General features: G+C 72.8%; 18 protein-coding genes. 4 read left to right on the top strand and 14 right to left on the bottom strand.

Annotation, left to right across the window (positions count from 1 at the left end):
* Window positions 1–5: 5 nt before the first annotated feature.
* Both AC1DQC_RS13860 and AC1DQC_RS13855 read right to left on the bottom strand, forming a co-directional pair.
* Window positions 6–878 (bottom strand): YhjD/YihY/BrkB family envelope integrity protein, encoded by an 873-nt coding sequence (locus AC1DQC_RS13860; protein ID WP_477051827.1) that lies wholly within the window; start codon window positions 876–878, stop codon window positions 6–8.
* Window positions 875–1,819 (bottom strand): alpha/beta hydrolase, encoded by a 945-nt coding sequence (locus AC1DQC_RS13855; protein ID WP_477051826.1) that lies wholly within the window; start codon window positions 1,817–1,819, stop codon window positions 875–877. Before AC1DQC_RS13855 ends, AC1DQC_RS13860 begins: the two co-directional genes overlap by 4 nt.
* A 123-nt stretch (window positions 1,820–1,942) precedes the next feature.
* On the opposite strand from AC1DQC_RS13855, the gene clpB reads away from it, so the two are divergent.
* Complete coding sequence (gene clpB / locus AC1DQC_RS13850) at window positions 1,943–4,537, top strand: ATP-dependent chaperone ClpB (RefSeq protein ID WP_477051825.1); 2,595 nt, start codon at window positions 1,943–1,945, stop codon at window positions 4,535–4,537.
* 9 nt (window positions 4,538–4,546) lie between these two features.
* On the opposite strand, the gene AC1DQC_RS13845 is transcribed toward clpB, so the two are convergent.
* The 3 genes from AC1DQC_RS13845 to AC1DQC_RS13835 are packed head-to-tail and all read right to left on the bottom strand — an operon-like array spanning window position 4,547 to window position 9,063.
* On the bottom strand, window positions 4,547–5,992 hold the full coding sequence (locus tag AC1DQC_RS13845) for an outer membrane protein assembly factor BamB family protein (protein WP_477051824.1): 1,446 nt from the start codon (window positions 5,990–5,992) through the stop codon (window positions 4,547–4,549).
* A 39-nt stretch (window positions 5,993–6,031) separates the two neighbouring features.
* Window positions 6,032–7,759 (bottom strand): glycoside hydrolase family 3 protein, encoded by a 1,728-nt coding sequence (locus AC1DQC_RS13840; RefSeq protein ID WP_477051823.1) that lies wholly within the window; start codon window positions 7,757–7,759, stop codon window positions 6,032–6,034.
* Window positions 7,759–9,063, bottom strand: coding sequence for an MFS transporter (locus AC1DQC_RS13835; RefSeq protein WP_477051822.1), 1,305 nt, complete (start codon window positions 9,061–9,063; stop codon window positions 7,759–7,761). The genes AC1DQC_RS13840 and AC1DQC_RS13835 overlap by 1 nt, the downstream gene beginning before the upstream one ends.
* A 147-nt stretch (window positions 9,064–9,210) precedes the next feature.
* On the opposite strand from AC1DQC_RS13835, the gene AC1DQC_RS13830 reads away from it, so the two are divergent.
* Window positions 9,211–9,834 carry a TetR/AcrR family transcriptional regulator gene (locus AC1DQC_RS13830; protein WP_477051821.1) on the top strand — a complete coding sequence of 208 codons (624 nt, stop codon included), beginning with the start codon at window positions 9,211–9,213 and terminating at the stop codon, window positions 9,832–9,834.
* A gap of 125 nt (window positions 9,835–9,959) precedes the next feature.
* Here the strand turns inward: AC1DQC_RS13830 and AC1DQC_RS13825 are convergent, their stop codons facing one another.
* The 5 genes from AC1DQC_RS13825 to AC1DQC_RS13805 form a co-directional block, all read right to left on the bottom strand.
* A complete protein-coding gene (locus AC1DQC_RS13825) occupies window positions 9,960–10,523 on the bottom strand; it encodes a hypothetical protein (protein WP_477051820.1) in 564 nt (187 codons plus the stop codon).
* Window positions 10,524–10,645: 122 nt separating this feature from the next.
* Window positions 10,646–12,886 (bottom strand): aryl-beta-d-glycosidase, encoded by a 2,241-nt coding sequence (locus tag AC1DQC_RS13820; protein ID WP_477051819.1) that lies wholly within the window; start codon window positions 12,884–12,886, stop codon window positions 10,646–10,648.
* 154 nt (window positions 12,887–13,040) lie between these two features.
* Window positions 13,041–13,622 (bottom strand): DUF4190 domain-containing protein, encoded by a 582-nt coding sequence (locus AC1DQC_RS13815; RefSeq protein ID WP_477051818.1) that lies wholly within the window; start codon window positions 13,620–13,622, stop codon window positions 13,041–13,043.
* A gap of 86 nt (window positions 13,623–13,708) precedes the next feature.
* The gene (locus AC1DQC_RS13810; protein WP_477051817.1) at window positions 13,709–14,851 is read right to left on the bottom strand and encodes a DUF4190 domain-containing protein; all 1,143 of its coding nucleotides are present in this window, start codon (window positions 14,849–14,851) and stop codon (window positions 13,709–13,711) included.
* A 73-nt stretch (window positions 14,852–14,924) separates the two neighbouring features.
* A complete protein-coding gene (locus AC1DQC_RS13805; protein WP_477051816.1) occupies window positions 14,925–15,716 on the bottom strand; it encodes an exodeoxyribonuclease III in 792 nt (263 codons plus the stop codon).
* A gap of 123 nt (window positions 15,717–15,839) precedes the next feature.
* Between AC1DQC_RS13805 and AC1DQC_RS13800 the strand changes: the two genes are divergently transcribed.
* Window positions 15,840–16,595, top strand: coding sequence for an SDR family NAD(P)-dependent oxidoreductase (locus AC1DQC_RS13800; RefSeq protein ID WP_477051815.1), 756 nt, complete (start codon window positions 15,840–15,842; stop codon window positions 16,593–16,595).
* Between the two features lie 18 nt (window positions 16,596–16,613).
* Here AC1DQC_RS13800 and AC1DQC_RS13795 read toward each other — a convergent pair whose 3' ends face one another.
* Window positions 16,614–17,201, bottom strand: a complete 588-nt coding sequence (locus tag AC1DQC_RS13795; RefSeq protein WP_477051814.1) for a TetR/AcrR family transcriptional regulator — start codon at window positions 17,199–17,201, stop codon at window positions 16,614–16,616.
* Window positions 17,202–17,273: 72 nt separating this feature from the next.
* Here AC1DQC_RS13795 and AC1DQC_RS13790 point away from each other — a divergent pair, with 72 nt between their 5' ends.
* Window positions 17,274–19,574, top strand: a complete 2,301-nt coding sequence (locus AC1DQC_RS13790; protein WP_477051813.1) for an MMPL family transporter — start codon at window positions 17,274–17,276, stop codon at window positions 19,572–19,574.
* Window positions 19,575–19,631: 57 nt separating this feature from the next.
* Here the strand turns inward: AC1DQC_RS13790 and glpK are convergent, their stop codons facing one another.
* The 3 genes from glpK to AC1DQC_RS13775 all read right to left on the bottom strand — a co-directional run bounded on the left by glpK (window position 19,632) and on the right by AC1DQC_RS13775 (window position 23,870).
* On the bottom strand, window positions 19,632–21,155 hold the full coding sequence (gene glpK / locus AC1DQC_RS13785; protein WP_477051812.1) for a glycerol kinase GlpK: 1,524 nt from the start codon (window positions 21,153–21,155) through the stop codon (window positions 19,632–19,634).
* Between the two features lie 103 nt (window positions 21,156–21,258).
* The gene (locus tag AC1DQC_RS13780; RefSeq protein ID WP_477051841.1) at window positions 21,259–21,948 is read right to left on the bottom strand and encodes an MIP/aquaporin family protein; all 690 of its coding nucleotides are present in this window, start codon (window positions 21,946–21,948) and stop codon (window positions 21,259–21,261) included.
* Window positions 21,949–22,061: 113 nt separating this feature from the next.
* Window positions 22,062–23,870: a glycerol-3-phosphate dehydrogenase/oxidase gene (locus AC1DQC_RS13775; protein WP_477051811.1), complete on the bottom strand. Its 1,809-nt coding sequence runs from the start codon at window positions 23,868–23,870 to the stop codon at window positions 22,062–22,064.
* Window positions 23,871–23,903 lie beyond the last annotated feature (33 nt).

Genomic DNA, 23,903 nt, shown 5'->3' with positions numbered 1-23,903 from the left:
GGCGGTCAGACGGTCTGCCAGGTCACCGAGTCGTCGCGTCCCCGGATCACCCGTCCGAGGACGCCCTCATCCTGTGCGCACGCCTGGCCGATGACGCAGGCCAGCACGAGCGCGAAGCTCAGCACGAACAACCACCCGATGTACGCGAACACGAGGCCCAGCACGCCGAACTGCCGGGTGCCCGAGACCAGGACGATGGGCAGGTAGAGCTGGCCGGCCAGGCTGAGCAGGCCGAGCAGGAGGGCGGTCACCCCGCCGGTGAACGCGAGGACGCGGACGGGGACCTGGGCGTGCAGCAGCGCCCAGGGGACGTACGTCCAGACGACGGCCCACACGACCACCCGGACGACGAAATCCCAGAGAGCGGGCAGCGGCACCCCCTCGGTCGCCTCCCGCGTGACCTCGATCAGGCCGATGGCGAGGACCACGGCGAGCACCGTGGTCAGCCACCGCCACGCCGACCGCAGCCCGGGCCGCCTGACCTGCCAGACCTTCGCGTACATGCGCTCGAGGGCTCGGGAGTACGACGTCGCGCTGATGAGGGCGACCAGGAGGCCCAGGATCCCGATGCTGCCCCCCAGGCTCGCGCTGGTGCTCACGCTGCCGGCGAGGGCCTCGCGCGTCTCCTCGGTGAGGCCGAGGGTGTCCGCCATGAACGAGCCGAAGCCGTCGTGGTTGGGGCGGAGGGCCGCCATCACGATCATCATGGGCACGATCGAGACGAAGGCCTGCGCGGCGAGCGTCATGGCGCGGTCGAACGGCTCGATGGCGACGAAGCCGGTGTACCCCCGCTCGACCAACCCGCCGAGCGGCGTCAGCCGGAGCCGTGCCGCGATCCGCAGGCCGCGCAGCCGCCAGCGCTCGACCCGGGACGTCACGGGAGCCGGGCGTCGAGGAACGCGAGCACCGCGGCGACGTAGGTCTCGCGTGCGGGCAGCGGCGACAGCGCGAGGTCGTGGGCTCCTCCCGGGACCTCGACGAAGGTCACGTCCGGACCGAGGTTCGGCGCCAGGCGCTTCATGTCCGCCACGTCGAGCACCGAGTCGGTGGTGATCAGCGCGTCGTGGACGACGTCGTCGGGTCCGGAGGCGTCCGACGCCAGCACCAGCACCGGGACGTCGATCGCGAGCCCCGCGGCCACCCGCTTGTGCCCACGGCGGACGGTCCGCGCGAAGCCTGCGCGGGCCGGGAAGCCCTCGTGCGGCTTCCATGCGAGGTCGTACGACCACTCCCCGCCGGTGGCCTCGTGCAGCGCGCGACCGTAGTGCGGCGCGACTTTGCCGACGACGAGGTCCGGGGCGACCCTGCCCACGCCGTCCAGCACCGTCGTGAAGACCGTGCGCTCGAACCAGGATCCGCGCAGGTCGAGCCACGGGCTGTTGAGCACGAGGGCGTCGATCAGCCCCTCGCCGCGTCGGGAGTCCGCCCACAACGAGGTGACCAGCCCGCCCATCGAGTGGCCGAGCAGGACGACCTCGTCGTGGTCCTGGCGGATGATGCGGATCGCGGCGTCGATCTCCTCGGCGAACGCGCCCAGGTCGGTGACGTGGTTGGCGGGGCGGCCCTCGCGGATGGAGCGGCCGTAGTCGCGCAGGTCGAKGGCGTAGACGTCGTAGCCGTGCGCGGCGAGGGCGTCGCCGAAGCCGGTGTGGAAGAAGTAGTCGACGAACCCGTGCACGTACAGGAGCGCGCGCCGGCTGGGCGACCCGGTGCGGTGGACCAGCGTGGCGACGGGGTCCGGGGTGCGGCCGTCGGGCCGCAGCGGGAGGTTCCGAGAGGTCCAGCCGGGGCCCAGCACGTCGGGGACGTCGTCGCTCATGGCGTGATCGTGCCACGGGCGCGGCGTCGGGGAGCGACGAACCGAGCCGAACAGAGTTGAGCGGAATAGACTCAACTCTGCCGGTCGTTGCGAACAGCAGACACGACACACACAGGAGGTCATGTGGACGCCAAGTTCACCACCCGGTCCCAGGAGGCCCTGGGCGACGCCATCCAGCAGGCGTCGGCCGCCGACAACCCGCAGCTCGAGCCCGCGCACCTGCTCAACGCCCTGCTGCAGCAGGAGGGCGGCGTCGCCAACGGGCTGCTCGACGCGGTCGGAGCCGACCGCAGCGCCCTGGGCCGCACCGTGCGCGGCATGCTCGTCAGCCTGCCCACCGCCAGCGGTGCCGCGGTGGCCCAGCCGAGCGCGTCGCGCGCCCTCTCGACCGCCCTCGAGGCGTCCTCGTCCGAGGCCCGCTCGCTCGGCGACGACTACGTCTCGACCGAGCACCTGCTGCTCGGCCTCGCCGCGGGCCAGTCCGGGGTGGCCGACGCCCTGCGCGCCCAGGGTGCGTCCCGCGACGCGCTCGCGGCCGCCCTGCCGGCCGTCCGCGGCTCCGCCCGGGTGACCAGCCCCAACCCCGAGGGCACCTACAAGGCGCTCGAGCAGTACGGGCTCGACCTGACGCAGCGGGCGCGCGAGGGCAAGCTCGACCCGGTCATCGGCCGCGACGCCGAGATCCGTCGCGTGGTCCAGGTGCTCTCCCGGCGCACCAAGAACAACCCCGTCCTGATCGGCGAGCCCGGCGTGGGCAAGACCGCCGTCGTCGAGGGCCTCGCGCAGCGCATCGTCGCCGGCGACGTGCCCGAGTCGCTGCGCGGCAAGAAGCTGGTCGCGCTCGACCTGGCCGCGATGGTGGCCGGCGCCAAGTACCGCGGCGAGTTCGAGGAGCGCCTCAAGGCCGTGCTGGCCGAGATCACCGGGTCCAACGGCGAGGTCGTCACGTTCATCGACGAGCTGCACACGGTCGTCGGCGCGGGTGCCGGCGGCGAGGGAGCCATGGACGCGGGCAACATGCTCAAGCCCATGCTCGCCCGCGGCGAGCTGCGCCTGGTGGGCGCCACCACGCTCGACGAGTACCGCGAGCGCATCGAGAAGGACCCCGCGCTCGAGCGCCGGTTCCAGCAGGTGTTCGTCGGCGAGCCGTCCGTGGAGGACACCGTCGCCATCCTGCGCGGGCTCAAGGAGCGGTACGAGGCCCACCACAAGGTGACCATCGCCGACTCCGCGCTGGTGGCCGCCGCGACCCTCTCCGACCGGTACATCAGCGGCCGGCAGCTGCCCGACAAGGCCATCGACCTGGTCGACGAGGCGGCGTCCCGCCTGCGCATGGAGCTCGACTCGTCGCCCATCGAGATCGACGAGCTGCAGCGCGCCGTCACGCGTCTCGAGATGGAGGAGGTCGTGCTCTCCGAGTCCGACGACCCCGCGTCGAAGGACCGCCTGGAGCGCCTGCGCAAGGACCTGGCCGACCGGCGGGAGGACCTCGCGTCGCTCACGGCCCGGTGGGAGAAGGAGAAGGCCGGGCACAACCTGGTCGGCGACCTCAAGGCCCGGCTCGACGAGCTGCGCAGCGACGCCGAGCGCCTGCAGCGCGAGGGCGACCTCGAGAAGGCCGCACGCATCCTGTACGGCGAGATCCCGACGCTGCAGGAGCAGATCTCGGCGGCGGAGGCCGACGAGGAGGCGGTGGACGCCGCCCCCGACGGCCCGCCGATGATCGCCGACAAGGTCGGTCCCGACGAGGTCGCCGAGGTGGTCGCGCAGTGGACCGGCATCCCCGCCGGCCGCCTGCTCGAGGGCGAGACCGCCAAGCTGCTGCGCATGGAGGAGGTGCTCGGCGAGCGGCTCATCGGTCAGCGCCCGGCCGTGGCCGCGGTCTCCGACGCCGTCCGGCGCGCCCGCGCGGGCGTGTCCGACCCCGACCGGCCCACCGGCAGCTTCCTGTTCCTCGGGCCCACCGGCGTCGGCAAGACCGAGCTGGCGAAGGCGCTCGCGGACTTCCTCTTCGACGACGAGCGCGCCATGGTGCGGATCGACATGTCCGAGTACGCCGAGAAGCACTCGGTGGCCCGGCTCGTCGGCGCTCCTCCGGGGTACGTCGGGTACGAGGAGGGCGGGCAGCTGACCGAGGCCGTCCGTCGTCGGCCCTACTCCGTGGTGCTGCTCGACGAGGTCGAGAAGGCGCACCCCGAGGTGTTCGACGTGCTGCTGCAGGTGCTCGACGACGGTCGGCTCACCGACGGTCAGGGCCGGACGGTCGACTTCCGCAACGTGATCCTCGTGCTGACCTCCAACCTGGGCTCGCAGTTCCTGGTGGACCCGCTGCTGTCCGACGACGAGAAGCGCGACGCCGTGATGTCCGCGGTGCGCACCTCGTTCAAGCCGGAGTTCCTCAACCGGCTCGACGACGTGGTGCTGTTCGACCCGCTGTCGCTCGACGAGATCGGGCACATCGTCGAGCTGCAGGTGGCGCTGCTCGCTCGGCGCCTGGCGGATCGTCGGCTGACGCTGGAGGTCTCGCCCGCGGCCCGCGAGTGGCTCGCGCTCGAGGGCTACGACCCCGCCTACGGTGCCCGGCCGTTGCGCCGGCTGGTGCAGCGGGAGATCGGCGACCGGCTGGCGCGGCTGCTGCTGGCCGGCGAGGTCCACGACGGGGACACCGTGGTGGTCGACCGCGGGCCCGACGGGCTGGTGGTCGACGCCCGCCGGTGACGGGGGCTCTCAGCCGACGCCGGTGATGCCGTGCTCGTCGCCGGCCACCAGCCTGCCGCCCAGGGCGCTGACCGACGCGATGCCGGCGGGGAACGGCACACGGCGCAGCGCCGTGCCGTCGTGCCGGTCGAGCACCAGCAGGTCGCCGGTGCCGCTGGGGTCCATCGGCTGGTCCACAAGGTAGAGGTGGGTGCCGTCGGTGAGCAGGTCGCCGGCGACGATCCCGCTCGGCCGCGGCGTGCTCCACACGACGGAGCCGTCGCGGCCGTCCAGCGCCACGACGTCCGTGGTCGTGGTCAGGTACACGCGGCCCTCGAGGATCATCGTCGAGATCCGCCAGCCCTTGGCCGCGGAGACGTGGGCCTGCCACAGCTGCTTGCCCGTCCGGGAGTCCCAGCCGTACGTCCGCAGGCCCGACGAGACCTCGAGGCCGGGCACGCTCCCGTCGTCCACGGAGCGGGTCAGCAGGTCACCGAAGACGTCGAGGGGTGCCTGACCCGGGCGCATGACCCGCACCCGTGGGTCCGGGCCGTCGGGGTTCCGGCGCGTCCAGGTGAGCCAGCCCGCGTCGGTCGAGCCCCAGCTGTCGGTGTCCCGCTCCGGCTCGACGACCTGGCCGGACGCGTCGAGCACCAGGGGCCCGCTGGGGCGGTTGAACAGCACGACCAGGTCGCCCGCCGACCAGATGCTGGCGGTGTACTGGTCGACGAGACCGCGCACGGGCTCGGGGTCGCGGAACCGCCAGAGCTCTGCACCCGTCATCGGGTCGGTGGCGACGACCACCAKGTGCCGCTGGTCGTCGACGACGGCGGTCGCCACKAGCCCGGGCCGGACCGCCAGCGAGCTCACCGGGGGCGACGGATGGTCGGCCAGGACGCTCCCGTCGGCGAGGTCCAGGACGACGACGTGCGCCTGCGTGGCGGGTATGCCCGCATCCGTGCCGTCGTCCGAGGACCGGCTGTACCCGTCCGTGACCAGGCAGACGGCACGGTCGTCCTCGGGCACGCACATGGTCGTCGTGCTGTTCAGCGGGTCGGTCAGCGCGGGGTCCGGCCCGCGCAGGGTCGTCGACCAGGGGTGCGTCCCCGTGGCGACGTCCAGCGCGGTGTAGCGCAGGGAGCCGTCCGGGCCCACGACGACGCCGTGGAGGGCACCGTCCACCGCGGAGGTCCCCCACGCGAGCGGCGCGTCCTCGGCGCCCGTCTGCCAGAGCACGTCGAGGCTCTTGCCGACCCGGGGGATGGCCCCGGGCAGCGCCGCGATGCGGGCGTCGGCCGCCCGCGACCGCGCGTCGATCAGCTGCTGGCCCGCGAACGCGAGGCCGACGACGACGACCGGCACGAGGAGCACCCACCAGCGGCCGCGGCGGCGACGGGCCGGCGCGATCGACTCCTGCCGGTCGAGCTCGTCGTCCTCGACGAGCTCGACCGGAGCGAGGGTGTCGCGGCGCGCCATGGACGGACACTACCCACTGAACCCCGCCGCACCGCACCGTCAGATCGGCAGGCCGTGCCCGAACCGGAACAGCGGGTCGGCGGTGTCGAACGGCACGTCCTCGCGCGACGCCTCGACCGCGGCCATCGACCGGGGGAGGTCGAACGGCAGCCTCCCGCGCGCGGCACCTGCGAGGGCCTCCAGCAGCGGGCCCACACCTGCGCCGAAGTTCACGACGACCGCCGCGGCCTGGTCCACCAGCGGCGTGAGGATCGCCGGCCGGTCGAGGTGCACGTCGAGGATCGTCGGGACGACCGCGCTGATCGCGTTGATGCGCGCGATCTCGTCGGCGGGGAAGTCCAACGAGCCGGCGTGGAAGAACGCCTCGAACCCGGGTCCGCGCGGCTCGAACGGTGCCTGCAGCCGCAGGATGGCGACGTCGGCGTCCGCGGGGTCGTCGACGGTGCCCTCGAACCCCTCGGCGTAGATCCGCAGGCCCGGGGCCAGCGGCAGGATGCCGTCGTTGGTCAGGACCGTCACCGCCGCGGCCTGGGCGGCGAGCCCGGCGGCGCGGAACCCGTCGTTGCCGACGAGGGCCGAGGCCGCCTCGACGTCGACGTAGCGGCGCTCGTCGAAGAGCCCCAGCAGGAACTTCTCGCGGAGCAGGCGTCGGACGGAGGCGTCGACCCGCTCCTCGGAGATGCGGCCCCGCTCGACGAGCGCGACGACCACCTCGGGGCACGACTCGCCGCCCAGCTGGTCGGCGCCGGCGTGGAGGATCAGCGCCACGCGGTCCTCGACCGACAGGTGCTCGACGCCCCAGGCGCGGGCCGGGAAGGGCTGCCCGAACACCTCGGCGTCGGACACCAGGCCCCAGTCGGTGCAGATGATCCCGTCGAAGCCCAGGTCGTCGCGAAGAAGGTCGAGGATCGGCTTGTTGAAGCCGAAGCCCACCTCCGGGACACCCTCCAAGCCGACCGGCATGCCGTAGTACGGCATCATCTGCCGCGTCCCGGCCGCCAGCAGCGCCTTGAACGGCTCCAGGTGCTCGGCGAACCGCCCGCCCGGGTAGACCTGCTCGCGACCGTAGGCGAAGTGCGGGTCCTCGCCGTCCTTCTGCGGGCCGCCGCCGGGGAAGTGCTTCGTCATCGTCGAGACGCTGTCCGTGCCGAAGTCGGGACCCTGGAACCCGCGCACGTACGCAGCGCCCATCCGGCCCGTCAACGTCGCGTCCTCGCCGAACGTCCCGTTGGCGCGGGCCCACCGGGGCTCGGTGGCGAGGTCGACCTGCGGGTGCAGGGCGGTGCGCAGACCGACGGCCAGGTACTCCTGGCGTGCGATGTCGGCGTGCCGCTCCATGAGCGCCTCGTCGCGCGTCGCCGCCAGCCCGAGGGTCTCGGGCCACTGGGAGAACGGACCGGACAGGAGCGCGGTCCCCGGGTTGTCGGTGAACGCGTGCCGGGGGTCCGTCGCGATCGTGGCGGGGATGCCGAGCCGCGTCTGCGCGCAGAGCGCCTGGAGCCGGTTGTGCCACTCGGCGAGCTCGCGGGCGCTGCCCGGGACACCGAGGAGGTTCCAGTGGGTCATGTGCTTGGTGTTCACGTACTCGTCGGCCGACGGCAGGCCGAAGACCGGGTCGCTCTCGGTCAGGGGCCCGGCCGTGATCATGTGCTGGAACAGCTGGCCGGCCTTCTCCTCGAGCGTCATGCGCGCGAGCAGGTCCTCGACCCGGTCCTCCACCGGCACGGCGGCGTCCTGGTAGACGTACGTCTCGTCGGTCGTGGTCATCAGCGCACACCCTTGATCCGGTAGACGAGCACGGCACCGGCCAGCGCGACCACCGCGCCGAACAGGTACCAGGTGGGGTACTCGCCCATGGGCAGGGTCGCGCCGACCGCCAGGATGGCGGGGGCCATCGCGGGGGCGAGCGACTGCGGCAGGGCGTTGGCGATGTTGAGGACGCCGAGGTCCTTGGCGGTGTCCTCCTTGGTGGGCAGCACCTGCGTGGCCAGCGCGATGTCGACGGAGAAGAACGCGCCGGCGCCGAGGCCGATGATCGCCTGGCCGAGCACGACCAGCGCGATGCTCGGGGCGAACGCGAGGATCACGAGTCCGACGGCCATGATCGCGCCGGCGGCGGCGACGAAGGGCCGGCGCTTGCTGAACCGGTCGGACAGGATGCCGCCGACCGGGCTGGAGATGACCATGCCGACCACCGAGGCGAACGTCGCGGTGAGGATGACGCCGGTGGCCTCCTGCTCCGACAGGTCGAACTTGCCGACGAGGTAGTACGGCAGGAACGTCGCGATGCCGGCGTACCCGAACATCACCATGAACTTGGTGAGCCAGGTCCAGCCGAAGTCGGGGTGCTTGCGCGGGTTGAAGACGAACGAGCCGAAGAACTGCCCGACGGTGAACCTCTGCGCGGGCGCCTGCTCGAGTCGGCGGTCGCGCAGCACGGCGGCGAACAGCAGCGAGAAGATCAGGCCCAGGGCGGCGGGGACGATGAACCTCGCGGCGTCGGCGGAGATCTGGTTGACGATGACGCTGCCGAGCAGGATGGCGAGCGGTGTCGCCATCCCGACCAGGCCGGACACCTTGCCGCGGCGCTCGACCGGCACCTGGTCGGGGATGGTCGCGTTGGCGGCGGCGAGCACGGCGTTGAACGCGGCCTGCGCCACGCACCACCCCACCAGCACCAGGGCGACGGACTGCGCGGTGCCGACGACGGTCAGGGCCGCGGCGCCGACGATCGCGCCGCCGAGGATCCACGGGCGGCGCATGCCGAGCCGGCTCGTCGTCCGGTCGGACAGGCGGCCGGCCAGCGGGTTGCAGACGAGGGCGAACAGCGCGCCGACGCCCATGACCGTGCCGAGCGCGGCCGGGGCGGCGTCCGCGCCCACCAGGTGGTCGATCTTGAACGCCATCGACACCATGACGGGCGTCAGCAGCGCCATGTAGACGCCGAGGTTGGCCACCCCGAGGAACGGGAGGTAGCTGCGCGGTTCGCGGCCGGCGGGCGGCGGGGTGGTGGCGGTGGGGACCGCCTGGGCTGCGCCGGTCAGCGGCGCCGTGGGCTGCGAGAGGGCCATGCGTCGACTCCTGTGTCGGACGGCGGGTCGGTGCGTCCTTGAATCCCGACCACGTGGTAAGTAGGGAAGTTACCATCTGGTCGGAATTGAGGGAAGAGGCTACTTACCATCTGGTCGGAATTGACGTCGGCGTGCGATCCTGAGGGCATGACGACCGAGGTCACGACCGCATCCCCGCGCTCGGGCGGCTACGCCAAGGGCCGCGCGACCCGCGAGGACATCCTCGACGCGGCCATGCAGCTGTTCGGCGAGGTGGGCTATCACACCGCGTCGCTGCGGGAGGTCGCCTCGCGCGTCGGCATCTCGCACCCCGGCCTGCTGCACCACTTCTCCAGCAAGGCCGTGCTGCTCGCTGCGGTCCTCGAGCGTCGCGACGAGGTCGACTCCCTGGCCTTCGAGGCCGACCTCGCCGCGGGGCACGACTACTTCGAGAGCCTCGCGCGGCTCATCGAGCGCAACGTGGGCCGCCCGGGCATCGTCGAGCTCTTCGCGACGCTCTCCGCCGAGGCGACCTCGCCCGACCACCCCGCGCACGCGTTCTTCCAGGACCGCTACCGCCGGGTGATCGCCCTGTCGGAGACCGAGTTCGCGCGCTGGCGGGACGAGGGACGCCTCCGCCCCGGCATCGACCCGCTCACCGCCGCACGCCTGATCATCGCCGTCATGGACGGCATGCAGATCCAGTGGCTGCTCGCCGCCGACACCCCCGACGCCCGCCCGGACATGGCGTCCGTGCTCCGCGCGCAGTTCGCCGCCCTGCTGACGGACTGACCGGCCGTCGAACGGCGCCGAGCTCGTGACTGCGGGTCGAGGTCGCCGGTCTGAGCTCACGAGCTCGGCTGGGACTCACGAGCTCGGCTGGGAGCCGCGAGCTCGGCTGGGCGCCGCGGGCCCGGTCAGATCGCGCCGGGGTCGATGCCCTCGGCCAGGTCCGACCAGAACGGGGTCCGGAGCGACGCGTCCGGCATCGCGACCGGCGCCGACCGGTGCAGGAACTCACGGGTCAGGTAGTCGGCCAGGTCGGCGCCGTAGTAGATGACGTCCGTCTGGTAGATCGAGAAGACCGGCGTGCCCGAGGGCGCCGGGCCGCTCGGCAGGTAGCGGTGCGCGTGCACCGGGACCATGGTCGGCGCGGCCGCGAGGTGCCGACGAGCTGCGGCCTCGCGGTCGTCGGGCGGCCGCGGACCCCACGAAGCCGGCCAGAAGTCGTCGTGCAGGACGTCGTGCACGACCCCGTCGACGGGCCACGCCAGCCGCGCGCGCAGCGGTGCCACGTCGTCGTCCAGCCAGTCCGGCCAGCCGTCGCCGACCGGGACGGCGAGGGTGAGCATGGCGCGGTGGTCGGCGCAGAACGTGAACCCGAATCGCCGCTCGACATCGGCGATCTCCTCGTCGGTCAGCCCGGGATCGAGCCAGACCCCCGCGGAGTCGAGCGCGGCGAGCACCGGGTCCAGGTCCATGGGCCGAGTGTCCCAGCCGGGCCGGGCCGCCGTGCGCCTCCCGTCGCCGCTGAGAACGGCAGATCGCCGCGAGAACGGCAGCTCGTTGTGCCGTTCTCGCGGCGTCGTGCCGTTCTCGAGGGTCAGCCGGCGGCGACCTTGGCCACCATGGTGTCCAGCGCCTGGCGGTCGAACCCGGCCAGCCCGAAGTCGGCGATCACCTTGGCGGGCATCTGCAGGATCATCGCCTGCATCGTCTCGTCGAGCGGGCCCATGTCGGCCGGCGGGACCAGGGCGGCCTGCAGCAGCGGTCCGCCGACCGGGTGCGCGAACCACTCCTCGATGGTCGACATCGGCGTGAGCTCGCCCCACAGCGGCTCGCCCTCGACGTCCAGCGAGACGGACCCGCGGATGTCCCGCGACGACGCCCCGACCTCGACGACGAACTCGCCGCCCTCGACCACCCAGCGGTGCAGGCCGGGGTGCCAGTACGAGAGGTCGCGGCGGGTCAGCGAGAACGTGACCTCGCGGGACTCGCCCGGCTCGAGGGCGACCTTGGCGAACGCCTTGAGCTCGCGCGTCGGCCGCACCACGGCCGCCTGCGGGTCGCGGACGTAGACCTGGACCACCTCGGCGCCGGCGACCGCGCCGGTGTTCGTGATGGTGGCGGAGACGGTCACGTCGGTGCCGTCGGCGGTCGCGGTGACGTCGCGGTAGCCGAACGTCGTGTACGAGAGCCCGTGCCCGAACGGGTAGGCCACGTCCATGACGCGGGTGTCGTACCAGCGATAGCCCACGAGCACGCCCTCGCCGTAGCGGACGACGCCGGCCTCGCCCGGGAAGTTGCCGAACGCCGGGGTGTCCTCGAGGCGGTGGGGGATCGTCTCCGTGAGCTTGCCGGACGGCGTGCGGACGCCGAGGAGCAGGTCGGCGACGGCCGAGCCGCCCGCCTGGCCGCCGAGCCACGTCTCGAGGATCGCCGGCGCGAGGTCGCGCCAGGCCGTCACGCTCACGGCGGAGCCGTTGGCGAGGACGACGACCACGCGCGGGTTGACGTCCGCGACCGCGCGCAGGACCCCGACCTGGTTGTCGGGCAGGCCGAGACGAGGGCGGTCGTAGCCCTCCGACTCGTCGGGGCCGGGCAGGCCGAGGAACAGGACGACGGTCGCGGCGTCGCGGGCCACCGACACGGCCTCGGCGAGGAGCGCCTCGTCGTCACCGTCCGGGCCGCCCGCGATGGTGAAGCCGGCCGCGAACGGGTACTCGCCGCCGGTCGCCCGCAGCGCGTCGAGCGGGACGTCGAGCCGGGTCGGGTTCACCTGCGACGAACCCGCGCCCTGGTAGCGCGGCGTGCGGGCGAACTCGCCGATCACGGCGACGCCGTCGGCGGTGCTCAGCGGCAGCAGGCCCCCGTCGTTCTTCAGCAGGACGGACCCGGCGGCCGCGGCCTCGCGGGCGAGCTCGTGGTGGGCGTCGACGTCGAAGGAGTCGTCCGCCTCGATGCCGGGCAGCGACTTCGCGACCAGGTCGAGGACCCGGCGCGCGGCCACGTCCAGGACAGCCTCGTCCAGCGAGCCGTCGCGGACGGCGGCCACGACCTCCTCGTCGGGACGCGGGCCGGCGGCGGGCATCTGCAGGTCCAGGCCCGCGGCGAGCGCCGGGACGCGGTCGTGCACGGCGCCCCAGTCGGAGACGACCAGACCCTCGAACGCCCACTCGTCGCGCAGGATCTCCGTGAGCAGCCAGTGGTTCTCGGACGCGTACGTGCCGTTGACCTTGTTGTACGCGCACATCACGGTCCACGGCTGCGCGTTCGTCACCACGCGCTCGAACGCGGGCAGGTAGATCTCCCGCAGCGTCCGCTCGTCGACCTCGGCCGAGACGCGCATGCGGTCGGACTCCTGGTTGTTCGCCGCGAAGTGCTTGAGCGACGTGCCGACGCCCTGGCTCTGGATGCCGCGGACGATCGCCGTCGCCACCTCGCCCGCGACCACGGGGTCCTCCGAGACGTACTCGAAGTTGCGGCCGCCGAGCGGGGTGCGCTTGATGTTGACGCCCGGGCCCAGCAGCACGGCGACGTCGTTGGCGCGGGTCTCGCGGCCGAGCGCCTCGCCGACGCGCGTGACCAGCTCGACGTCCCACGACGAGCCGAGCGCGGCGGCGGTGGGGAAGCAGGTGGCCGGCACCGAGTTGCCGAGCCCGAGGTGGTCGGCGTCCTCCGCCTGCTTGCGCAGACCGTGCGGCCCGTCGGTCACCATGACGGCGGGCACCCCAGCGCGCTCGACGCCCTGCGTGTGCCAGAAGTCGGAGCCGGACGTCAGCGACGCCTTCTCCTCCAGGGTCAGCTGAGCCAGCACGCGTTCGACATCGAAGACCTGCGACATTGCGGGGCACCTTCCTCGGTGGGTTCGTCGTCCCGCCACCCTAACTCAATTCCTACCACCTGGTAAGTGTCTGGCGAGACGCGGTTGCTGCGATGACGTCCGGGCACGGCTCGGCTCGACAGGACCAGGCCGCGTCCCGACGGGCGCGCGTCGCTCAGGGGAGGTTCGCGGTCCCGTCCAGGAACGAGCCGGTGACCCCGCCGCCGTCGACGACCGCCAGGCACAGGCCGACGCGGTCGCCGTCGGCCCACGAGTCCTCGGTCGGCGACCAGGTCACGGTCCGGACCCCTTCGGCGACCTCCGCATCGTCGAGCACGCACGCCCGGGCGACGCGGGCGTCGGCCGCCTGCTGACCGGGCCACACGGCGTCGGCGGCGAAGGGGTACTCGGTGACCACCTGGGCCTCGTGCGGACCGGCGCACGGGACGACGCGGACCGAGTCCACCGGCCCGTCGTCGGGCACGGTCGCGAGGCAGTTGCCGGTGACCAGCTGCTGCGCGTGGGCGTCCCGGGCTGCGGGGACGTCGGCGGGCAGCGGCCGGGTGGCCAGCGCGGTGAGCACCAGGACCGTTCCGACGACGACCAGGGCCACCGTCTCGACGATCCCGAGCACGGCGCCCGCGATCGCCAGACCGCGTCCGCGCGTGTGCCGCCGGCCGATCCGGCGCAGGGCCACGACGCCGAGGACCAGCGCGACCGGCCCGAGCCCGAGCAGGCCGGTGACCAGCGACCACACGGACGTCGGCTCGAGCGGCGGGCGCGGTGCTGCCCACCCGGGCGCGTAGTGCGGTTCGGGGTAGGCGTAGGGCTGGTGGGGACCGGTCAGGATGCGGTCCCGGCGCCGGCCAGCTGGAGCGTCCCGGTGGTCGCCGAGCCCGTCATGCCGGGCTCGTTGCCGTAGTAGACGCAGTACGCGTTCGTGGTCCCGGCCGCGAAGTCGTCCGGGTGCGGGTAGTACAGGCTGATGTCGCCGTCCGCGAAGTAGTCGGGCAGCAGGGACTCGGTGAGCTGGTCGCACGCGTCCCAGGCGTCCCAGTACGCCGGGTCGTTCTCGTCCTCGGCATCGAGCGTGACCGGCCCGGACATCGGGACCAGGCCGACGACCTCGGCGTCGTGCGGCACCTCGCACGCGACGGGTTCGGTGTCGCTCATGTCGTAGCTCTCCGCGAACGTGGTCAGGCAGGTGCCCGTCGTCAGGTCCGTGCGGAGTGTGAAGTCGGGGAGCGTGGTGTCGCCGTCCGCCCCGGACGAGCCCTCGTCGGTTCCCTGCTGGACCTCGTCCCAGAAGCCCGACGAGGTGGCGGCGCTGCCGAGGATCACGGCGATGACGACGAAGTAGGCGACGATCGCGAGGAGCCAGAGGATCCCGACGGCGCCGATCGCGATGCCCGCGATGGCCCACCCGCGACCCGCCTTGCCGGACACCTTGATGCGGCGCAGCGCCGCGATGCCCAGCCCGAGGCCGACCGGGCCCGGCAGGCCGCCGAGGAACAGCAGCCCCGCCGTGCTGGTGACGAACGAGGCGATGGCCATGCCCTCGACGGGCGGCGAGACGTATGGCTGCCCGTACCCGTACGGCTGCGCGCCGTAGCCGGGTGCACCGTACTGCGGCGTGCCGTACGCGGGCGGTGCACCGTACTGCGGCTGAGCTCCGTACTGCGGGGCTCCGTACTGGGGTGCGCCGTACTGCGGCGCGGCGCCGTACTCGGGAGCGCCGTACTGAGGGGCGGCGCCGTACGGGGGAGCGGGCTGAGGGGCGCCGTACGGCGCGACCGGCGGCGGCGTGGGCCCGTACGCGCTGGGCGGCACCGGCTCGTACGCGCCGGGCGGCGCGGGCTCATACGCGCCGGGCGGCATCGGCTCGTAGGCGCCTGGCGGCGCGGCGGGCACGGGCGCGGTCGCCGCCGGGTCGGGGGCGGCGTAGGGGTCGGGAACCGGAGCCGGCCCCCCAGGCTCGTTGCTCATGCGCGCAACCTAGCCCACCGCGCCCCCGCGCCGACCGGTCTTTCCACCGACGTCACCCGGCCGCCCCCCGGCGTCAGTCGGCGATCTCGAGGACGACGGGCACGTGGTCCGACGGCGCCTTCCCCTTGCGCTCGTTGCGCTCGATGCTCACGCCGGTCACCCGGGCGGCCAGCGCGGGCGTCGCGTAGGTCAGGTCGATGCGCATGCCCTCGTTCCGGGGGAACCGGAGCTGCTGGTAGTCCCAGTACGTGTAGGTGTGCTCGGCCGGGAGGTGCACGCGCGAGACCTCGGTGTAACCGGCGCCGCCGATCGCGGTGAACGCCTCGCGCTCGGCCGGCGTCACGTGCGTGCGACCGGCGAAGAAGCCGATGTCCCACACGTCGGTGTCCAGGGGCGCGATGTTCCAGTCGCCGACGAGGGCGACCTGCGCCTCGGCGTCGGCGGCCAGCCAGCCCGCGGCGGCGTCGCGCAGGCGGCCGAGCCAGTCGAGCTTGTAGGCGTAGTGCGGGTCCCCGACCTCCCGACCGTTCGGCACGTACAGGCTCCACACCCGCACGCCGCCGCACGTCGCGCCGAGCGCCCGGGCCTCGGCCGCCGCGGGGTCCCCCCACGTCGGCATGCCGGGGAAGCCGACCTCGACGTCCTCGAGGCCGACCTTGCTCACGATGGCGACGCCGTTCCACTGGGAGAACCCGCTGGTGGCCACCTCGTAGCCGAGCGCCTCGAACGCCTCCCGCGGGAACTGCTCGTCCTTGACCTTGGTCTCCTGCAGGGCCAGCACGTCGACCCCCGTCCGCTCGAGGAAGGCGACCGCGCGGTCGGTGCGGGCACGGATCGAGTTGATGTTCCAGGTGGCCAGACGCATGGGGTAGGACGCTACCGGCCGGCGCCCACAGACACGCATCCGGATGATTCGGACATCGACGTGTTGAGCGGGACGAACCGCTCCCGTACCGTGCGCTCAACGTCAGCCAAGGAGGTCGAACAGGTGGAGCAGGCGCTCACCGGCCGTCGCGCGCTCGTCACGGGCGGAGCCTCGGGGATCGGGCGGGCGACGGCGCTCGCCCTGGCCAGGGCGGGAGCGGACGTGGCGATCACGCACCTGTCGCACGACGCCACCGCGGTCGTCGCCGAGATCAAGGACGAGGGGCGCACGGCGGCGTCGTTCCAGGTCGACGCGCGGCGCAGCTGGGACGTCGACAAGGCGGTCAGTGACGCGGCGGCCGTGCTCGGCGGCGGCATCGACATCCTGGTCAACACCGTGGGCGGTCCGGTCGAGCGCCGCAACGTCGCGGCCATGGACGACGCCCACTGGCACGGCGTGCTCGACCTCAACCTGTCGTCGGCGTTCTACGTCACCCGGGCCGCGCTCGCGGTCATGCCGGACGGTGGCCGGATCATCACGGTCGGCGCGCAGGCGGCCCGCAGCGGCGGCGGGACCGGGATGGTCGCCTACTCCACCGCCAAGGCCGCCCTCGAGGGCTTCAGCCGGGCGCTGGCCCGMGAGCTCGGCCCGCGGCGGATCACCGTGAACGTCGTCGCGCCGGGCTTCGTCGCCGGCACCCCGCTGCACGCGGCGCACACCCCCGAACCGGCCCAGCGTGCCGCCGTGGCCGCGTCGGCGCTGAACCGGGCCGGCGCCGCGGACGACGTCGCCGAGGCCGTGGTCTACCTCGCCTCCGACGGCGCGGCGTTCGTCACCGGCACCGTCCTCGACGTCAACGGCGGCGCGTACTTCAGCTGAGACCGGAGGAACGGGCGGTCAGCCCGCGGGCCAGCCGCTCACCGCCGACCACGCCCAGGAGGCCGCATCGTGCGCGGGGGGCAGCGGCTCGCGCTCGAGCCACGCGACKAGCACACCGATGACGGATCCCGCCAGCGCCGCGGCAGCGATCGGCTTCGGCAGGGCGGCGAGGGCGGGCGGGGAGCCATGCAGCTCCAGCCCCTCGAGGGCGAGCGCCGCGATGCGCCGGCGCAGGCGGGTGACCGCGACGGGGGAGCCGTGCTCGCCGAGCGCGCTGCGGTACAGGCCGACGTTCTCGGCGACGTGGGTGGCGTAGCGGACCAGCACCTCGGGAGCGTCGTCGGCGGTCGCGCCCGGCCGGATCTGGGTGAGGTCGGCGCCGACCAGCGCGGCCTGCGCGTCGAGCGCGTCCGCCAGCAGCGTGTCGGTGTCGGGGTAGTGCTGGTAGAACGTGCTGCGGTTCACGGTCGCGCGGTCGGCGACGTCGGCGACCGTGATCTCGTCGAGACTGCGTTCCCTCGCGAGGGCCAGCAGGGCATCCTGGAGCAGCCGGCGCGTGCGGAGCACCCGGGGGTCGACGCGGGCGCCTTCGTCCTGGATGGTCACGCGTCACATCTTGCCACCGCCGAATAACCAACACTTGTCGGGTAGCCTGCACCGGTCGACCAAGGAGTGAACATGGCACGCGTGCTGGACCGTCTGGGCCGGGGAAGCTACCGCCACCGCTGGATCGTGCTCGTGAGCTGGGTGCTGATCCTCGCTGCGGCCGGCTTCGGGGCGGTCTCGTCGGGGCTGAACCTCTCGAACTCGTTCTCGATCCCGGGCACGGAGTCGGACAAGGCTCAGGCGCTCGTCGCCGAGCGGCTCGGTGACCAGGCCGCGGGCGTCGGGTCCAGCAGCACGTCGCAGGCGCAGGACGTCGACGCGCCCTCCAGCGCGCGCGTCGTCGTGGGCGCGCCCGAGGGTGAGTCGTTCCTCCAGGGCACCGGCATCCAGGACGTCATGACGGCGCTGGCGCCGGTGGCCGACGCGCCGGACGTCGCCGGCATGTCCGACCCGGTGGCCAGCCAGGCCGTCGCGCCGGACGGCAGCGTGCTGTACGTCGACGTGCAGTTCACGGTGGGCCTCGACGACGTGCCGACGGCGACCACGGACGCGCTGGAGGCCGCCGCCGACCAGCTCGAGGCCGACGGCTACGAGGTCGCGCTGTCCGGCGGGYCGTTCACCGAGCCGCTCGAGCTGGCCGGCCCCACCGAGGCGCTCGGGCTCGTCGTCGCGCTCGTCGTCCTCGTGGTCACCTTCGGGTCGCTGCTCGCCGCCGGCATGCCGATCCTCACCGCGCTGCTCGGGGTCGGCATCGGCATCGCCGGGGTGCTGTCCCTGTCGGCCGTCACGGAGATCTCGTCGTCCACGCTGACCCTCGCGCTCATGCTCGGCCTCGCGGTCGGCATCGACTACGCGCTCTTCCTGCTCTCCCGCCACCGCCAGCAGCTGGCCGACGGGATGGACCCGCTCGAGTCCGCCGGCCACGCCGTCGGCACCGCGGGCAGCGCGGTCGTGTTCGCCGGGACCACCGTGGTCATCGCGCTCGCCGCCCTCACCGTCACGGGTATCCCGTTCCTCGCCGCCATGGGCCTCGCGGCCGCGGGCACCGTCGTCATCGCCGTGCTCGTGGCCATCACGCTGCTGCCCGCGCTGATGGGCTTCGCCGGCGAGCGGCTGCGGCCCCGCGGCCGTGCGCTGAGGCAGGCGGAGCACTCGCGGGAGGCGCGCAACCGGTGGGGCACGTTCGTCACCACCCACCCGATCCTCACCCTGGTCGCCTCCGCGATCGTGCTGCTCACCATCGCGATCCCGGCGCTGAGCCTGCGGCTGGGCCTGCCCGACGCCGGCCGCGAGCCCGAGGGCTCCGGCGACCGCCGCGCCTTCGAGATGCTCGCCGAGGGCTTCGGCCCGGGCTTCAACGGACCGCTCGTCGTGCTCGTCGACGCGCAGGACGACCCCTCCGCGCTGCCCGCGGCCGTCCAGGCCGTGACGACGACGGTCTCCGCGCTGCCCGACGTCGCCTACGCGGCACCCATCGCGGCGCCCGGCGCGGCCGAGGGTGCGGAGGCCGCGCTGGTCGTCGTCATCCCCACCGGCGCCCCGGACTCCGAGGAGACCGCCGACCTGGTGCACGCGATCCGCGACGCCCGTCCGGCCCTCGAGGAGAGCACCGGGACGCAGCTCTGGGTCACCGGCGCGTCGGCCGCGAACATCGACATCACCGAGAAGCTGGCCGACGCCTTCCCGGTGTTCCTGGTCATCGTCGTCGGGCTCGCGATCGTGCTGCTGCTCGTGGCGTTCCGGTCGCTGCTGGTGCCGGTCACCGCGGTGCTCGGCTTCCTGCTCACCATCGCCGCGGCGTTCGGCGCCACGACGGCCGTGTTCCAGTGGGGCTGGCTGTCCGGGGTGTTCAACGTCGACTCGACGGGCCCGCTGCTGAGCTTCCTGCCGATCCTGCTGGTCGGCGTGCTGTTCGGGCTGGCCATGGACTACCAGGTGTTCCTGGTGTCCCGCATGCGCGAGGAGCACGTGCACGGCGCCGAGCCGACGACGGCCGTGCGCCTCGGGTTCGCCCACGGCGCCCGGGTGGTGCTCGCGGCCGCGCTGATCATGATCTCGGTGTTCTCGAGCTTCGTGTTCAGTGGCTCCGCGCAGATCAGCCCCATCGCGTTCGCGCTGGCCATCGGCATCCTCTTCGACGCCCTCGTGGTCCGCATGACGATGATCCCCGCGGCCATGACCCTGCTGGGCACGTCGGCCTGGTGGCTGCCGCGCTGGCTGGACCGGATCATCCCGAACGTCGACATCGAGGGCGCGGCGCTCGACAAGGCCGGCGCCCACACCGCCCCGGCGCCGGTCGACGCGGTGCCGGACGCCGCCCACCACGGCGCCCACGCGGCGCACGGCGTGCACGCGGCCCCCTCCGACGACTGACGCGACGAGGGCCGGGGCGCCTCGTCGCACCCCGGCCCTCGCCCGTCGACCAGGCGATCAGCTCACGTCGTCGTCGACCCAGTCGAAGGTCTTGGTGACGGCCTTCTTCCAGTTCCGGTACTGCCGGTCGCGCTCGTCGTCGGCCATCGCCGGCTCCCAGCGCTTGTCCTCGGCCCAGTTGTCGATGACGTCCTGCTCGCCGCTCCAGAAGCCGACGGCGATGCCGGCCGCGTAGGCCGCCCCCAGGGCGGTGGTCTCCGCCACCTTCGGCCGGACCACGGGCACGCCGAGGATGTCCGCCTGGAACTGCATGAGCAGCTCGTCCTGGACCATCCCGCCGTCCACCTTGAGCTCGGTCAGGTCGACGCCCGAGTCGGCGTTCATGGCGTCCAGCACCTCGCGGGTCTGGAACGCCGTCGCCTCGAGCGCGGCCCGGGCGATGTGCCCCTTGTTGACGTACCGCGTGAGGCCGACGAGCGCGCCGCGGGCGTCGGACCGCCAGTACGGCGCGAACAGGCCCGAGAAGGCGGGCACGAAGTACGCGCCGCCGTTGTCGTCGACGGTCTTGGCCAGCTCCTCGATCTCCGGTGCCGACGAGATGATGCCGAGGTTGTCGCGCAGCCACTGCACGAGCGAGCCGCTCACGGCGATCGAGCCCTCGAGCGCGTACACCGTGGGCTGGTCGCCGATCTTGTAGCAGACCGTCGTCAGCAGACCGTTCTTCGACGGGACCGGCGACGTGCCCGTGTTGATGAGCATGAAGTTGCCGGTGCCGTAGGTGTTCTTGGCCATGCCGACCTCGAAGCACGCCTGCCCGAAGGTGGCAGCCTGCTGGTCGCCGAGGATACCGGCGATCGGCACTCCCGGGACCATGCCGCCCTCGCGGCCCGTGCCGTACACCTCGGACGACGACCTGATCTCGGGGAGCATCGACAGCGGGATGCCCATGTCGTTCGCGATGTCCTCGTTCCACGACAGCGTCTCGAGGTCCATGAGCATGGTGCGCGAGGCGTTGGTCGGGTCGGTGACGTGCACGCCGCCGTCGACCCCGCCGGTCATGTTCCACAGCACCCACGAGTCGGTGTTGCCGAACGCCAGGTCACCGGCCTCCGCCTTGGCCCGGGCGCCCTCGACGTTGTCGAGGATCCACTTGACCTTCGGACCCGAGAAGTAGGTGGCCAGCGGCAGGCCGACCTTCGCCTTGTAGCGGTCGGCGCCGCCCCCGAGCGCCCCCAGCTCCTCGGCGATCTTCTGCGTGCGCGTGTCCTGCCAGACGATCGCGTTGTAGACCGGCTTGCCGGTGGTCCGGTCCCAGACGACCGCCGTCTCGCGCTGGTTGGTGATGCCGACCGCGGCGAGGTCCCGGTACGTGAGGTTGGCACGGGTCAGCGCGAGGCCGACCACCTCACGGACGTTCTTCCAGATCTCCTCCGCGTTGTGCTCGACCCAGCCGGCGCGCGGGAAGATCTGCTCGTGCTCGATCTGCCCGGTCTCGACGATCTGGCCGGAGTGGTCGAAGACGATCGCGCGGGAGCTCGTGGTGCCCTGGTCGATGGCAAGGACGTACTTGGTGTCGGGCATGGTGAAGATTCCTCCGGGTGGTTCTGGGGGTCCGGACGGCGCTCACCGGGGGGTGGGTGGCGCCGCCCGGACAGGGACGACGGTGATGCGGGTGGCCGGTGTGTCAGCCGATGTAGGCGTGCGCCGCGAGGCCGGCGATGACGCCACCGACGAGGGGGCCGAGGACCGGCACCCAGGCGTATGCCCAGTCGCTCGAGCCCTTGCCCCGGATGGGCAGGAGGGCGTGGGCGATGCGGGGGCCGAGGTCACGAGCAGGGTTGATGGCGTAGCCGGTGGGGCCACCGAGGCTGGCGCCGATGCCGACCACGAGGAGCGCCACGGCGAGCGGGCCGAGCTGGGACGGTGTCTTGCCGAACGCCAGGATGACGAAGACCAGCACGAACGTGGCGATGACCTCCGTGATGAAGTTCCACGCGTACGAGCGGATCGCCGGGCCGGTCGAGAAGACCGCGAGCTTCGTGGCGCCGTCGGCGTCCTCGTCGAAGTGCTTCTTGTAGGCGAGGTAGCAGAAGAGCGCTCCTAGCGCAGCGCCGAGCATCTCTGCCGTGACGTACAGCACGCCGTTGCCGACGGTGACCGGGAGGCCGTCCGGGGCGAACGTCTCGGCACCGCTGGCCCAGATTCCGATCGTCACTGCTGGGTTGAGGTGTGCCCCGGACTTGAAGGCGGTGTAGACGCCTGCGAAGACCGCGAGGCCCCATCCGAAGTTGATGAGCAGCCAGCCGCCGTCGAACCCCTTGTTCCTCGGCAGGATGACGTTCGCGACGACGCCGGTACCGAGCAGCACCAGCATGCCCGTTCCGAGAACCTCGGAGAGGAACACCTCTCCCTGTGTGTAGTCCACTGTCGACCCTTTCTGACGGACGTCGTTGTCACGTGCGCCCCGCGGAGGACCGCGGGGAGTCTTCAGGTGCCGGCGGGACCCGACGATCCCCGGCCGGGCGGCGATCCCGGCTTGGTGCCCGCCGCGACCGGCTCGTCGGCGAGCATCGCCGGCACGTCCGCGGCACGCAGCCGGACCTTCACGGCCTCGGCGTCGTCGAGCTCCTGGGCCGCCGCGTCCTCGGCCTCCGCGCGAGCCCGGTACGCCTCGATCTCCTGGCTGCGCTTGTGCGCGTCCCAGCCGAGCACCGGGGCGACGAGGTCGGCGATCTCCTCCAGCGCGCCGACGCCCTTGTCCGCCTGCTCGTAGTTGAGCCGGGTGCGGTGCATGAGCACGTCGTCGAGGTGCAGCGCGCCCTCGTGGCTGGCCGCGTAGACGATCTCCGCGCCGATGTACGCGTCCGCGTTCTCCAGCGGCTCGGCCAGCGCCGGATTCTCGTCGACGAGGTCGATGAGCTCGCCCAGCAGGGACCCGTACCGGTGCAGCAGGTGGTCCATGCGCGGCCGGCTCCACCCGTACTTCTGCCCGATGGCCCGGGCCTGCCGCTGGAACACCTGCAGCCCCTCGGCGCCGACCAGCGGGAGGTCGTTCGTGATGGACGGCAGGCTGGTGGCGCGGCTGCCGATGGCGAAGTCGACCGCGTCCTTGGCCATGACCCGGTAGGTGGTGAGCTTGCCGCCGGCGATGACCGTGAAGCCGGGAGCCGGGGAGGCGACGGTGTGCTCGCGGGACACCTTCGCGCTGCTCGTGCCGGCCTTGACCTGCGGCTGCAGCAGCGGACGCAGCCCCGCCCAGGTGCCGATGATGTCCTCGCGGGTGATCGGCCGGGACAGCACCGCGTTGGCGTGCTCGATGACGTAGTCGATGTCCGCGCTCGTGGCCACGGGGTGCACGAGCTCCTGCTCCCACGGGGTGTCGGTGGTGCCGATCACCCAGTACCGCGACCACGGGATGATGAACAGCACCGACTTCTCGGTCTGCAGGATCAGTCCGACGTCGCCGGCGATGCGGCTGCGCGGCACGACGATGTGGATGCCCTTGCTGGCCAGCACCCGCAGGCCGCCCTCGGCTCCCGCGAGCGACTCGGTCTGCTCGGTCCACACGCCGGTCGCGTTGATGACGGACCGGGCTCGGACGTCGATCCGCTCACCGGTCTCCAGGTCCACCACCTCGGCGCCGGTCACGGCGCCCCCCGTGGTCGTCTGCAGGTCGAGGACCTGCGTGCGGGACGCGGCGTGGGCGCCGTAGCTGACGGCGGTGCGGACCAGGGTCTCGACGAGGCGGGCGTCGTCGACGCTCGCGTCCCAGTACCGGACCGCACCGATGGCGGCGTCGTGCCGCAGGTCGGGGAACAGTCGCTCCATGCCCTTGCGGGTCAGGTGGCGGTGGATCGGGAGCGCACGCCTCGAGCCGGTGACCGACGCGAGGGTGTCGTACAGCGCGACGCCGGCGCCGACGTAGGCCCGCTCCCAGACCCGGTTCTCCAGCGGGTACAGGAAGCTGACCGGCTTGACCAGGTGCGGGGCGAGGCGGTTGATGAGCAGGTCACGCTCGGTGAGCGCCTCGCGCACCAGGTGGAAGTCGAGCATCTGCAGGTAGCGCAGGCCACCGTGCACGAGCTTGCTGGACCGGCTCGAGGTGCCGCTCGCCCAGTCCTGAGCCTCGACGATCGCGGTGGAGAGTCCGCGCGAGACCGCGTCGAGCGCGATCCCGGCGCCGGTGACGCCCCCTCCGATCACCAGGACGTCGAGCTCGTTCCCGCGTTCCGCGCTCCCACGCATCGCGTCGAGTGCGTCCTGTCGTGCCTGGGCCGTCAGCGGCGCCGTCCTCATCCGTGGTACCCCCGGTGGTTCTGTTGTCGCACT

The organism is Cellulomonas sp. P4_H12 (assembly GCF_056400905.1).
Note: the sequence above shows the minus strand (reverse complement) of the source record. Positions and strands in the feature narration are given on the sequence as shown.